This is a genomic window from Agromyces sp. NPDC058110 (assembly GCF_042884735.1).
Classification (GTDB): Bacteria; Actinomycetota; Actinomycetes; order Actinomycetales; family Microbacteriaceae; genus Agromyces.
This window is the reverse complement of sequence record NZ_JBHVTI010000001.1, coordinates 202164-214991: the sequence shown is the minus strand read 5'-3', so window position 1 is coordinate 214991 and position 12828 is coordinate 202164. Positions and strand designations below refer to the sequence as shown.

Sequence of the window (12828 nt, the reverse complement as noted above, 5' to 3'; positions counted from 1 at the left end):
GCGAGCATCACCGGGAAGTGGAGACGAGAGATGGCCGAAGACACTGGGCCCGTCGAGAAGCACGACGCGCCCGCACCCGACGACAGCCGGAAACCCGATTCGCCCACAGAGGTCGAGAAGCGTTCGTGGGCGTACGTGCTGAAGAAGACCTGGCGAGAGTTCGTGTCGGACCAGTGCTTCGACATCGCCGCATCGCTGACGTACTACGGCATGTTGGCGCTCTTCCCGGGTCTGCTCGCCCTGGCATCACTGCTCGGGCTGTTCGGGAACGGTGAGAAGGCGACTCGTACGCTGCTCGCGCTGGGCGAAGGTCTCGTGCCGGAGAACGTACTGGCGACGGTCGGGAAGCCACTCGAGCAGTTCACCTCGTCCCCAGCAGCCGGGTGGGCGTTCGTCACCGGCCTGGTGCTGGCGATCTGGTCGGCCTCCGGTTACGTCGGTGCATTCAGTCGCGCAATGAACCGCGTCTACGAGATCGAGGAGGGTCGGCCGTTCTGGAAGCTGCGACCGATGCAACTGCTTGTCACGGTCATCGCGATCGTGCTCATCCTCATCATGGCGACGATCCTCGTGATCTCTGGTCCGGTCACCGATGCCATCGGCGACGCCGTCGGCGCCGGTGCCGTCGTCCGCTTCATCTGGTCGATCCTGAAGTGGCCGATTCTTGCGATCGTCCTGGTACTGATGGTCGCGATCCTCTATTGCGCGACGCCCAATGCCAAGCAACCCAAGTTCAGATGGATGAGCTTGGGGGCCCTGATCGCACTGATAGTGCTGCTCATCGCCTCGTTCGTGTTCGCGCTCTACGTCGCGAACTTCTCGAACTACGAGCGGACTTACGGCACGTTCGCGGGCGTGATCATCTTCCTGTTGTGGTTGTGGATCGCCAACTTGGCGCTCTTGTTCGGCGCCGAATTCGATGCCGAACTCGAGCGCGGACGTCAGCTGCAGGCCGGAATCGAGGCCGAGGTGAACATCCAGCTTCCCCCTCGTGACACCCGGAAGAGCAAGAAGGCTCGCGCCCAAGAGGAGAAGGACATTCAAGAGGGCCGCCGCCTCAGGGAGGCCAATGCAGACGACGATTCCCCCGACCGCTCGAGCCGACGCCGCTCCCGATGACGGCGACGGTGGCGGGATGGACCATTGAGCCAGGGCAGCGAGATGTACGTCTCCTCAACTATCGACGGCGACCAGAACGCAGTTCGCAATGCCAGCAGGCTCCGACACCTCGTCACTGGCCGCCCCCTCCGGTGGGCCCGCATTGGCAACAATGCCGGATTGGGGCCTCGTTCGTGGGGCTCGAACTCGCTACTCAGGATCGGCTGGACTCGGTGGGTGGCTCGCGACTCGAAGCATGCCCGAAGTCGAGGCGATGTCGGACAAGGTGCCTGTGCCCAGACGGCTCAGTGTGGGCGACCGACCGCCGGCAGACTCGTCAGATGTCCTCGGGCGGTTGCAGAAAGTCGCCGTCGCCGGCTTCCGGCTGCGCCGCCGGTGGGTGCCGGAGCGCGTCGAGGCGCTCCTGCATATATGCGACAGCCGTTTCGTTGCTCGGCGGGACCATCTCGGAGTGCGTGGTCTCGGCAACCAACTCCGTGTTGCTGTTGAGGAGGAAGGTGACTTCAACGGTGTTGCCGTCTGGACTGACGGCGGTGATGTCGACGGTGTCGCCGGATTCATCGGGCGGGATGGCCGCGGCGTACTCGAGAAGAAGATCTGCCGATTGATCGTCCATCAGGATCGACTTCCCGCCGTACAAGACATGTTTCATAACTGGCACCTTCTCATGCTGAATGGCAGTCTGCGGAGGGTGTTGACTTCCGGCATCTCGCCGGCATCTCGACAAGGCTCGAAGGAATCCAAGCGGGGCCCTCAGCGCTGGTCGGCATCATTCCGGGCCATCGGGGCCCTCTACGCGGGCTTCAGGGTCTGCGATCGGAATGAACGCGATAGGCGTACCGGCTGTGATGAGCAAATGAGCGTCACGACGAAACCCCTCTCCATCGTTGACGACGATCCAGAATGGTGCACCCGCGGCGAGCCCTTGCTCTACCTCAGCGACAAGTTCGACCAGTTCCCGGCCGCCGACACTGTACTGGTCGCCGCCGTACCGAATATCGATTCGTTTCATTCTCGCGCCTCCGACGCCGGCCTGGCCTCCATAGGTTCGGGCACGACGTGAAGACCAGCCGGCGAATTGGCAGAGTACATCAGCGCGTCGACCCAGGCGCGGTTGATCTGCGGGGCACGACCGCCGTAGAACTTGTAGAGGATCTGCGCTCGCGGATGGATCCAGACGGTCGTGCGCCCATCGCCGATGCTGGGATCGTCCCTCCACGTAAACGAGAACGACTCGCCGCGGCGAACCTTGGCACCGATCACGACCTGCAGATGTGCCAACGTCCGATCCTCGAAATCGATCTTGACCAGCCCGTCATAGTGAAACCTGCCCATGATCGCTCCCTACGCTCTGGGGTCCGAGGGCGCAGCGGTCGGTGACAACCCCCCGACGCTGTTGGCCGCGACCATCAGCTGCTCCAACCACTCACGATCCAGTTGCTCGACAGGGACCGCGAGCTTGCAGGCCATCGACGCCTCAGGATGGACCCAGAGGGTGGTCCGCCCGTCTCCGATAGAAGGGTCATCGCGCCAAGAGAGATGGAATGACTCCCCGCGGCGCAGTTTCGCCTGCATCACGAAATGCAGATGTGCCAGCGCCCGATCCTCCAGATCCAGGCGAACCCCGTTCGCGAAGATCAGCCGACCCATCGCACGCACCCCCAGCTGATCGCGTGATAGCCATTATCCGCGCTGATATCCGGAAACCGCAAGCATGCCTCTCCCGTTCCGCTGCATCGTCGGCCGCCGGTCAGACGCGCACTACCACCCAGTTGAGCAGGGCAAAGCTCCCGATCATCCCAGTGGGTGGCGGGCGTACCGGGCACCGCTGCTGGCGACGAAGCGACGAGATCGTCAGGCTGCCACCTCGGCGTGATCGTCGATCATCTGCCGAGCGTCTGGCTCGGGTGTTCGCCGTACTCCGCGAAATATTGGGCTGCGAAACGACCGAGATGAACGAAGCCCCATCGCCGCGCGATGGCGGAAACGGAGTCTTCTCCTGCATGCGCCTGAATCAACTCCTCGCGCACCAACCGCAACCGCACATTGCGCACGTAGTGCGCCGGTGTCGTCCCGAGATGCCGACGGAAGCCTGCCTGGAGGGTACGGACCGGAACGCGGGCCGCATCCGCGATCATCCCGACGGTGATCGGACTGGCGGCATGCGCATCCACGTACTCGGTCGCGCGCCGGACGGCGCGCGGCAGCATTTCCACACCGGCCGGCTCGGTTCGGTCAACTGCGAGCGGGAAGGCTGCCAGTAGCGCAGCGACGGCGAGCTCCTCGTAGAGCGGTCGGGTGATCGGCGCACTTCGAGCGAAGACGTGCGAGTCGAGCACGTCGGCCGTTGCGTTCCACAGTCGACTACCTGCAGCGGAAACGGGGTTCGCCCGCGCGGGGTCCGGCCCTCGCAGCGAACGACCTGACCCTTCCAAAACCCGCAGCGCATGCTGCACGAACGTCGAGCGTTCGAAGATGATGAGCTCCACGTCAGAGCCGCTGAACTCAGCCACCGAATGACCCGGTGCCCGAATGTAAGGTCGCGTCGTGTCCAGCTCGAGATTCCCATACCAGACCCTGACAGCCCCTCGGCGCCGCCGCCCCACCGCGATGTGATCGGGATAGGTGCCTGGGGTCCGCACCGTCCCGGTCACTGCCAACCGGGTTTGAGTCAGACAATCCCGGTCGACGCGCCGGTATCGGAATCGAAACTCGCCCTGATCCGAATCGTCCAAGATATCGATGCCGGGGAAGGTGCGACGCAGGACGTCGACGGCCTCATCCCGATCTGCAGTGTCGATGAAATCCACCGGGCCCCCTTCGCTCTGTAGTTACGTCCGACCCTAAGAACGACGGCAGCCGAGGGCAAGCCTCGACGCCGACCGCTGACGCATCAGCCTCGAGTCCGCCGCTTCGTCCGAAGAAGATGCATGCCTGACGCGTTCCTCGTGCGCAAGGGGGTTGTCCGGCTCGTCGTGCCTCGGCACAGTGGCGTCATGTCGCATCCCCTGCCCTTCGACGTCGCGCCGTGGAGCATCGGCCTCACCGACCTCGACGAAGAACGCCTCGCGCACCGCGAATCGGTCTTCGCCCTCGCGAACGGCCATCTCGGGTGGCGCGGATGCCTCGACGAGGGAAGCCCGCGCGGCGCCGCAGGCAGCTACCTGAACGGCGTGTTCGAGCGGCATCCGATGCCGTACGCGGAGGACGGCTACGGGTATCCCGACGACGGCCAGAGCGTGGTGAACATCCCCGACGGCACGGTCATCCGGCTCTTCGTCGATGACGAACCGTTCGACGTGCGCCGCGGTACGGTGCTCGCCCACGACCAGCGGCTGGACTTCCGCACGGGGACGCTCACTCGGCTCGTCGACTGGGTCTCCCCCACCGGTCAACGGGTGCGCGTGCGATCGGAGCGACTGGTCTCGCTGCACCACCGTGCGCTCGGCGCGATCCGCTACGAGGTCGAGGCGGTCGACGACGCCGCGGAGGTTACGCTGCTCTCCGAGCTCGTCGCGAACGAGCCGTTGCCCCGCGTGCACCCGGATCCCCGGGTCATGGAGGTGCTCGAGCGTCCCCTCAACTGCCTCGGCGCGTTCGTCGCCCACGAGCGGGCCACGCTCGTGCACCGTACCCGGCGCAGCCGCCTCGGGGTGGCCGTGTCGATGGACCACCGCGTCGCCGGGCCTGCGGCGACGACGGTCGCGGTCGAGGCATCCGGCGATCTCGCACGAACGACGGTGCGGACGACGCTGGCCGACGGAGAGCGCCTGCGGCTCGACAAGTTCATCGGGCACGAGTGGTCACCGAGCGACCCGGCCGACGTGCTCCGCGACCGCGCCGAGGAGGCCGTCGCCGAGGCGATGCACGACGGCTGGGACCGCGTGGCGGCCGCGCAGCGCGAGCGGCTCGACGAGTACTGGCAGTGTGCGGACATCGAGATCGAGGGTGCGCCGCGCCTGTTGCAGGCCGCGCGCCTGGCCCTGTTCCACGTCTTCCAGGCGGCGGCGCGCGCCGAAGTTCGGTCCGTGCCTGGCAAGGGCCTGACGGGCGCCGGCTACGAGGGGCACACGTTCTGGGATTTCGAGGCGTACGTGCTGCCCCTGCTCACCGCGACCGCACCGGAGGCCGCGAAGCAGGGCCTGCTTTGGCGGCATGCGACGCTCGGCCATGCGCGCGCGCGGGCCGCCCAGCTGCACCTTCGCGGTGCCGCGTTCGCCTGGCGCACCATCGACGGCCAGGAGAGCTCGGGCTACTGGCCGGCGAGCACGGCCGCGTTCCACGTGAACGCCGACGTCGCCGGGGCGGTCGTGCACTACGTGCGCGCCACCGGCGACGACGCGTTCGAACGCGGCGAGGGCCTCGAACTGCTCGTCGAGACCGCGCGCCTGTGGGTCTCGCTCGGGCGCTGGAGCGACGACGGACGCTTCCACCTCGACGGTCTGACGGGCCCCGACGAGTACTCGGCCCGCGTCGACGACAACCTCTACACGAACCTCATGGCGCAGCTGAACCTCGCCGCGGCCGCCGACGCCGCCCGACGGCACGCGTCGCAGGCGACCGCCCTCGGCGTCACCGACGACGAGCCCGCCGCCTGGACGGCCGCAGCCGAGGCGATGGCCGTGCCGTTCGACGACGAGCTCGGCGTGCACGAGCAGCACGCCGGATTCACGGATGCCGCGCGCTGGCCGTTCGAGCGCATGACGGCCGACGACTACCCGCTGCAGGAGCACCACCCGTACTTCGACCTCTACCGCAAGCAGGTCATGAAGCAAGCCGACCTCGTACTGGCCCTGCATTTCCGGCACGACGCGTTCACGGCCGAGCAGAAGGCCCGGGCGTTCGCATACGCGGAGGCCCTCACGGTGCGCGACTCGTCGCTGTCGGCGAGCGCGCAGGCCGTGATCGCCGCCGAGGTCGGGCACCTCGACCTCGCGGCCGACCACCTCGCCGAGGCGGCCACCATCGACCTCGACGACCGTCAGGGCGACACGTCGGAGGGAATGCACCTCGCCGCCCTCGCGGGCGTCTGGACCGCCCTCGTCGCGGGATTCGGGGGCCTACGCGACAGCCCGGAGGGGCTGCGCTTCGCACCGCGCCTGCCGCCGGCCGTCGGCCGGCTCGCGTTCGGCGTCAAGGTCGACGGGCGCACGCTGCGCGTCGACGTGCGGGCAGCCGAGACGACGTACCTGCTGAGTGACGGGCCCGCGGTGACCGTGCACCACTTCGGCGAGGCCCTCGAACTCGCTGCGGGCACGCCCACAACGCGCCAGACGCCGCCGCCGCTCGAGCCCGGGCCGCGCCCGACACATCCCGAGGGCCGCGAGCCGCGCAGATTCTCGGAAGCCTTCGGAGACTGAGTGTGTCAACCGCCTTCATTCACGAGCGGCATCGGGTTGGGTTGAAGGACCGAGCTTTCAGCGGAGGAAACCGTGAACTAGGGCATGTCTCTCAAAATGGTTGAGTAGCGCCTGGTCGTCCGAATGTTCGTTTCCTGCCTGGTCGGCGGCCGCGGATGCTTGGCTGAGCGAGCGCGTCGCGCTGTTGCGGATGCGGGAGAGGTGCGAGACTGGCGCGCATGAGTGAACTCGAGCCTGGATCTCATGCGCCGAAGTGGTGGTGGGGCATGGCCCTGCTCACGACCGGATTGATCATCGTGTTCCTGCTGCCCTGGTTCACCGAGGACGCCGGCTACTTCTGGGTGATCCTGTTGGCGGTCATCGCGGTGTTCCTCTACGTGCAGGCGATCCGTTCGACGATCCGGAGCAGACGCCGCTAGTCGGCTGTCGTGCTCGCGACTTCCGGCTCGGCGGGTGATTTGGCGCGTCCGCGGATGAAGAACAGGGCGAGGAGCCCGGCGACGATGATGACGAAGTTGAACGGCTCTGCGAACGCTAGGAGCGGGTTCTCCGTGGTGAGGTTTCCGGCATCGATCCCTCCGGTGGCGAGCATCGTGGTCGGGTCGGTGAACCCGTGGATGAGCATCGGTGCGATGATGCTGCCGGTGACGCGCATCGCGAGATACATCAGAATGCCGAACCCGAACGTGTAGACCACGGTCAACCCGACCGAAGCCCCGCCCTGGCCGCTGAACAGGTTCACCAGGTGCGAGGCCGCGAACAGTGCAGAGGAGATCACGGCGACACCGATCTCGCGGTGGCCGTTGGCCCGCAGCAGATTCACCACGATGCCGCGATAGAGCAATTCCTCCGTGAAGCCGACGAGCAACCCACTGGCGAAGACCAGCACCACTACACCAGCTCCGTAGAGGCCATAGTCGATGCCGACCAGCCTCGCCACGATCGGGATGATCGCAACCGCGACGAAGATCCACATCCACCATCGGCCGCGCACCGGCTGCGGCCCGAACACAACCGAGAACCATCGGACCGACCACACGAACCAGACCAGGAACGCCGCGCCGAACACGAGCGGCAGCGTGAGGGTGAAGAAGAGGTAGAACGGCGACCCGAGCGGGCCGGCAGGCGCGTTCGGGTCGTTCGGGAAGGGGAGTGATGCGAAGAGCGCCAACACGCCCGCGATGCGGTAGAACACCAGGTAACCGACCACGGCGAGCAGCGCCTTCCACCACCCGCCACGGTTCCAGAACCCACGCCAGCCCGACTCGACAACCACACCCTGTTCCGACATTCGCCCCCACCCTCGTCTCGTTGCCGTTCGGGTCATCCTCTCGACGGCAATGGCGTCAGCGCAAGCAACGACGTCTGCGAAGCTGTGCTGGTGTCGCGTTTTCAGATGCTCTCGGATGCCCAATGGGATCTGATCGCCGGGTTCCTGCCAGCCCGAACTGGTCAGAGGGGACGCCCGTTCGCGGATGCGCGGACGATGGTCGAGGGCATCATCTACCGGTACCGATGTGGGATTGCCTGGCGTGACTTGCCACCGGTGTTCGGGCCCTGGCAAACAGTTTGGAAGTGGCACCGTCGTATGGCGGGTGATGGCACTTGGGATCAGGCGTTGGTGGTGTTGTGCGCGAACGCGGATGCGATCGGCGCCGTGGATTGGTCGGTCTCGATCGATTCGACGATTGCCAGAGCGCATCAGCACGCTACGAACATTGCGAGGCCCACAGGGGCGAAACCGAATTACAAGAATCCACTTCTCGAGCCAGTTGATCACGCGCTGGGCCGCTCCCGCGGGGGCCTCTCGACGAAGATTCACCAACTCGTCGACGGACACGGGCCCCCTCTGGTAATCGCGGTCACGCCGGGACAATCCGGGGATGCGCCGGCCATGATTCCGCTCCTGGACCAGTTGCGGGTTGCTCGACCCGTCGGCAGGCCCCGCACTCGGCCCGACGCCATCCGTGGTGACAAGGCATACTCATCGCGCGCAATCCGCGCTCACTTGCGCGAGCGCGGCATCCGAACGGTGATCCCCGAACCATGTGACCAGCAACGGAACCGCAAACACCGCGGGTCACATGGAGGCCGCCCGGTGACCTACGACCGGGCAGACTACGGGAACCGAAACGTCATCGAACGTCGGTTCGGCCACCTCAAGCAATGGCGAGGACTTGCAACTCGATACGACAAGCTGGCGATCGTCTACCGCTCGGCCACAGTCCTGAACGCCGTCATCGCATGGACCAGCCATTTGGGAGACATGCCCTAGCCCGCCCAGCAGCAGGAGTTCCCCGGAGCCGAGCAGAAGAGATGCCAAAGCCTGACCACGGCGAGGACACCTACCGGGGTTCGGGACGCCTCGAGGGGAAGCTCGCGGTCATCACGGGCGCCGACAGCGGCACCGGCAGTGACGTCGCGGTCGCCTCTACCAGGGAGGGTGCCGACGTGCTCGTCGGCTAATTCGACGAGCACGAGGACGCGCGGAGACGGTGGGCCACGTCGAGGCGAAAAGGCGTCGCGCGTTGACGGTGTCTGGCGACCTTCCGGAGCGCGGCATCCGCGCCAACAGCGTCGCCCCCAGGCCGGTGTGGACCCCGCTGCTCCCTTCGACGATGCCTCCCGAGAAGGGCGAGAGCCTCGACAGCCAGGTGCCCATGGACCGACCCGCGCAACCCGCCGAACTCGCGCACGTTGTATGTGCTGCTCGCGTCCAACGAGAGCAGCTACATCTCCTGAGCGCGCATCGCCGTGACCGGCGGCAAGCCGATCCTCGGACCACGCCACCGAGTGCTCGCCCGGACCCTCGCCCTCGCACGCTCCCCCGAGCGAGAGGTTCGGGCGCGCCGAGTCGCCCCACGCGTGCTGAGATCTCTCTCTCAGAAGTCTCCACCGGTGCGGCGTGACCTCCCAATCGGAAGACGGGCCGAGATCAGTCGGCGCGTTCAGGATCTCCTGAGCGTGTTTCCGAGTCATCCGCGATGTCGATACGAGTAACCCCGTTGCTCTCGGTCACCTCGATCTGCGAAGGCAGGTCCTCGGGGTTCACGATCTCACTGGACTCGGTATGTCCTGCTGACGTGTGATCAGGTGTGGTCACGATCGCTCTCTCTCTTGTCGAACGGGCACTGATTCGCGGCGGCATCCGGAACGGACGCACGTCCGTCGTCGATCAGCTCACGAGTGCTTGCAGCGTCTTGCGGAGTTCCTCGCTCGTATGCGTCTCCTGGTCGAGGTTCGCCTGGAGCAGCGCGACGGCCTCGGAGGCGCCCACCGCGGAGAGCGAGATGATCAGGCCGTTGTACGCCGCGATCTCGTAGTGCTCGTTGCCGAGCGCAGCGGCGACGGCGACACGATCCCGCAGCGACGGCGCCGAGCGCTCGAGCAGGGACGCGGCCTGCTTGCTGATGCCCTTGGTACTCGGCGACGGCGCGGTCGACTGGCGCAGCTCGAGCACCTCGAAGACCTTGGTGAGATTCTCCTGCTGCTCCTCCGTCTCATCGGCATGATGCCGGAACAGCTTCTTGATGTCGGCCGACGGTGCGGCCGCGGCAAGTTCCTTGAGGGCGGCGAGCGAGTCGTTCTCCATCGTGACCGCCGTGCGGAGCTGGAAGCGGATGAGTTCATCGGGCGTGTCGAGTGTCTGCTGGACCATGGCGACTCCTTCGGTTCGATACGTCGAGCGTAGGTTCGCGATCGAGTCGGCGTCGCGGGGCTTGACGGGCTGCGCGCCATCCCATACGGACACTGCCGGTCGATGCCCCGGATCGCTCAAGTCATCCCTTCGGCCATCAGGCGAGGTGGGGTTCCGGACACCGCCTCGGCTGCCTATGCTGCGGTCCGTGCGACTGATGACGTGGAACGTGCTGTGGCGATTCGAACCCGACTGGCGCGCGCGGGAGCGAGCGATCCTGTCGACCCTGAACCAGCTGAAACCGGATGTGATCGGCCTGCAAGAGTGCTGGTACGCAGACGGCCGCTCGCAGGCGCACGTCTTCGCCGAGCGGCTGGGCATGCATGCGGCCTTCGAGGCGCCTTCCCTTCCGCCCGTGCCCGACCCGCCCGAGCATCCCGACCAGGCCGGAGCGCTGATGGGCGTGGGCATCGTGAGCCGGTGGCCGATCACCGCCGTTCGTCGCCACGAGTTGCCGGTCAGCCACCGCCAAGTCGCCCCGGTAGCGCTCGGAGCAGAGCTGCGACATCCGGATACTCCGTTCCGAGTGATCGTCGCGGCGACCGAATGGGAACCCGACTACGCCGATGACCACCTCGCTCAGACGGCGGCCATCGCAGAGCTCGTCGCGCATCCGACTCCGGGTCCAGGTGGCGACATCCCGACCTTCCTCCTCGCGGACCTGAACTGCGACTCGAGCCAAGCCGAGTTCGCTCCGCTCGCGGCGGTAGCGGACGACACCTGGGAGCTCGGCCACGGCGACCCGGATGCCGCCACCCTCAGCTCGGTCGTGCCCTTCGCGCCGTTCGAGGCGACGAAGGAGATCGATCGGCGCATCGATCACATCCTCGTGACCCGCAGCCTGGACGTCGCGATCGAGGCGGCATTCACCGTCGACTCACCCGTGGGTGACCTCTACCCGTCGGACCACTTCCCCGTCGTGGCCGACGTGCGGCTGACTCGCGAGCTCCGGCCCTCCTGACCTTTCGGCCCATCCCGACTACCAGCTGCGCATCACCGGCGGCCACCCCCTTGTCGGCATGCGGGTCACCGGAGTTCACTCGACACATGAAGGTCGTCTTCTCGCTCTGGCTGATCGGAATCGCGCTCGGTCTGGTCTACATGTTCACGATCGTGGCGATCGGGCGTTGATCGGGATGCGTCTGAAACAACACACCCTGAGCATCTTCTTCGGCGCCATCTTCGTGGCAGCCCTCATCGGGCAATCGTTCGCGGGTCTCGCCGTCTACAACGAGGATCAGGTCTCGCACGGCGCCTCGACAACGAACTGGGTCGACTTCCTGACCTCATCGGCCTTCGTGGTCGACGTGGCCGAGAACTGGCAGTCCGAGTACCTGCAGTTCTTCCTCTTCATCTTCGCCACGATCTGGTTGGTGCAAGCCGGCTCGCCCGAGTCGAAGAAGCCAGGCGACGAGGGCGTCGGGACCGACGCCGAGCAACTCGTGGGCCGTCACGCCCGACCGGACTCGCCGAAATGGGCGAAGGTCGGTGGCTGGCGGCAGTGGATGTTCAGCAACTCCCTGCTGCTCGTGATGGGCGCGATCTTCCTGCTGTCCTGGCTCGTGCAGGGGCTCGCTGGGCAGGTGGTCTACAACGAGGAACAAACGGAGCACGGCCAGCCGCTCGTGACCCTCGGCGAGTACCTCATCTCAGCCGACTTCTGGAACCGTACGCTGCAGAACTGGCAGTCCGAGTTCCTCGCCGTCGGCAGCATGGTCGCGCTCTCGATCGTGCTGCGTCAACGAGGAAGCTCGGAATCCAAACCCGTCGGTGCGCCGCACGAGAAGAGCTCGATCGAATCGGAGTGACCACTCAGCCGTTCCCGGGCGCTCACCACGGCGATGGCGACGTTCGATACGCAGCCACGGCCGTGACGAAAGCCGCAGTCAGCACTACCCGTCGCCTTCGGCGAGTGTGACCAGAAGTCGGAGCGCCTCATCGACCGTGGATTCGACCACCGCTTCGGGATCGCCGTCCAGCTGGAGTTTCTCGGCGCCCGACGTGGTTGCCGTCGCCCAGCCGAGGTACACCGTGCCCGGCGCGTGTCCATCCTCGGACTCGGGCCCGCCGACGCCCGTCGTGGCGACCGCAAGGTCTGAACGGAGGAGCGCACGCACTCCGCGAGCGAGCGCGGTCGCGCACTCGGCCGAGCACGGATCAACCCCGCTCGGCACCTCCAGCACCTGCTCCTTCACGGACATCCCGTACGCCACCACACCGCCAGCAAACCAGTCGCCCGCCGAGTCGCCCTTGCCGACCTCGCTGGCCAAGAGCCCGGACGTCAAAGACTCAGCGACCGCAATGGTGAGACCTCGGTCCTTGGCTGCAACGCTCAGCCGCTCGATCGACGTCTTCATGCTGTCCACCCTGTCACATCCGTGTTGCAAGGGAGCGCAACTACAAAAGTGTTCGAGGCAAGCTCGCCGCGTCGTGCGCTCGGGCTCGATGTTGGGGCGCCGTGGGCGGGGCACCAGTTGCGTAACTAGAACGGCCGACCCCACGAGTGCGCGACTGCTCGGGCGTCTCGGTCGGGCTCGGCGTTCGTGGGTCGAACTCCGCCCACGCGGCACCGAACCGCTGCGCGCACGCCTCCCGATCGACGTCCAGCCCGGCGACCTGCTCGTCATCCCATGCCACCGACCGATCGCCCTG

At 66.4% G+C, this 12828-nt stretch carries 15 protein-coding genes; 7 read left to right on the top strand and 8 right to left on the bottom strand.

Annotation, left to right across the window (positions count from 1 at the left end):
• The first annotated feature begins 30 nt into the window (after positions 1-30).
• Positions 31-1119 (top strand): YihY/virulence factor BrkB family protein, encoded by a 1089-nt coding sequence (locus ACFVS8_RS01030; RefSeq protein WP_387056740.1) that lies wholly within the window; start codon positions 31-33, stop codon positions 1117-1119.
• 316 nt (positions 1120-1435) lie between these two features.
• On the opposite strand, the gene ACFVS8_RS01025 is transcribed toward ACFVS8_RS01030, so the two are convergent.
• The 4 genes from ACFVS8_RS01025 to ACFVS8_RS01010 all read right to left on the bottom strand — a co-directional run bounded on the left by ACFVS8_RS01025 (position 1436) and on the right by ACFVS8_RS01010 (position 3929).
• Complete coding sequence (locus tag ACFVS8_RS01025) at positions 1436-1771, bottom strand: hypothetical protein (RefSeq protein ID WP_387056739.1); 336 nt, start codon at positions 1769-1771, stop codon at positions 1436-1438.
• A gap of 117 nt (positions 1772-1888) precedes the next feature.
• On the bottom strand, positions 1889-2131 hold the full coding sequence (locus ACFVS8_RS01020) for a hypothetical protein (RefSeq protein WP_387056738.1): 243 nt from the start codon (positions 2129-2131) through the stop codon (positions 1889-1891).
• On the bottom strand, positions 2128-2454 hold the full coding sequence (locus tag ACFVS8_RS01015) for an ATP-dependent DNA ligase (protein ID WP_387056737.1): 327 nt from the start codon (positions 2452-2454) through the stop codon (positions 2128-2130). The genes ACFVS8_RS01020 and ACFVS8_RS01015 overlap by 4 nt, the downstream gene beginning before the upstream one ends.
• A gap of 548 nt (positions 2455-3002) precedes the next feature.
• Positions 3003-3929: a helix-turn-helix transcriptional regulator gene (locus ACFVS8_RS01010; protein WP_387056736.1), complete on the bottom strand. Its 927-nt coding sequence runs from the start codon at positions 3927-3929 to the stop codon at positions 3003-3005.
• A 186-nt stretch (positions 3930-4115) separates the two neighbouring features.
• Here ACFVS8_RS01010 and ACFVS8_RS01005 point away from each other — a divergent pair, with 186 nt between their 5' ends.
• Both ACFVS8_RS01005 and ACFVS8_RS01000 read left to right on the top strand, forming a co-directional pair.
• On the top strand, positions 4116-6479 hold the full coding sequence (locus ACFVS8_RS01005) for a glycoside hydrolase family 65 protein (RefSeq protein ID WP_387056735.1): 2364 nt from the start codon (positions 4116-4118) through the stop codon (positions 6477-6479).
• Positions 6480-6697: 218 nt separating this feature from the next.
• Positions 6698-6898, top strand: coding sequence for a hypothetical protein (locus ACFVS8_RS01000; protein ID WP_387056734.1), 201 nt, complete (start codon positions 6698-6700; stop codon positions 6896-6898).
• On the opposite strand, the gene ACFVS8_RS00995 is transcribed toward ACFVS8_RS01000, so the two are convergent.
• Complete coding sequence (locus ACFVS8_RS00995; protein WP_387056733.1) at positions 6895-7770, bottom strand: CPBP family intramembrane glutamic endopeptidase; 876 nt, start codon at positions 7768-7770, stop codon at positions 6895-6897. The two genes, ACFVS8_RS01000 and ACFVS8_RS00995, sit on opposite strands and share 4 nt — an antisense overlap.
• Positions 7771-7860: 90 nt before the next feature.
• Between ACFVS8_RS00995 and ACFVS8_RS00990 the strand changes: the two genes are divergently transcribed.
• Entirely contained in the window at positions 7861-8754 is an 894-nt protein-coding gene (locus ACFVS8_RS00990) for an IS5 family transposase (protein WP_387056732.1), read from the top strand.
• Between the two features lie 41 nt (positions 8755-8795).
• Positions 8796-8945, top strand: a complete 150-nt coding sequence (locus ACFVS8_RS00985) for a hypothetical protein (RefSeq protein WP_387056731.1) — start codon at positions 8796-8798, stop codon at positions 8943-8945.
• A gap of 469 nt (positions 8946-9414) precedes the next feature.
• Here the strand turns inward: ACFVS8_RS00985 and ACFVS8_RS00980 are convergent, their stop codons facing one another.
• Both ACFVS8_RS00980 and ACFVS8_RS00975 read right to left on the bottom strand, forming a co-directional pair.
• Positions 9415-9582, bottom strand: a complete 168-nt coding sequence (locus tag ACFVS8_RS00980; protein ID WP_387056730.1) for a hypothetical protein — start codon at positions 9580-9582, stop codon at positions 9415-9417.
• A gap of 72 nt (positions 9583-9654) precedes the next feature.
• A complete protein-coding gene (locus tag ACFVS8_RS00975; protein WP_387056729.1) occupies positions 9655-10137 on the bottom strand; it encodes a ferritin-like domain-containing protein in 483 nt (160 codons plus the stop codon).
• On the opposite strand from ACFVS8_RS00975, the gene ACFVS8_RS00970 reads away from it, so the two are divergent.
• Positions 10136-11137, top strand: a complete 1002-nt coding sequence (locus ACFVS8_RS00970) for an endonuclease/exonuclease/phosphatase family protein (protein WP_387056728.1) — start codon at positions 10136-10138, stop codon at positions 11135-11137. The two genes, ACFVS8_RS00975 and ACFVS8_RS00970, sit on opposite strands and share 2 nt — an antisense overlap.
• Positions 11138-11312: 175 nt before the next feature.
• The gene (locus ACFVS8_RS00965; RefSeq protein ID WP_387056727.1) at positions 11313-11984 is read left to right on the top strand and encodes a DUF6766 family protein; all 672 of its coding nucleotides are present in this window, start codon (positions 11313-11315) and stop codon (positions 11982-11984) included.
• A gap of 84 nt (positions 11985-12068) precedes the next feature.
• On the opposite strand, the gene ACFVS8_RS00960 is transcribed toward ACFVS8_RS00965, so the two are convergent.
• On the bottom strand, positions 12069-12533 hold the full coding sequence (locus ACFVS8_RS00960; protein ID WP_387056726.1) for a CinA family protein: 465 nt from the start codon (positions 12531-12533) through the stop codon (positions 12069-12071).
• Positions 12534-12828 lie beyond the last annotated feature (295 nt).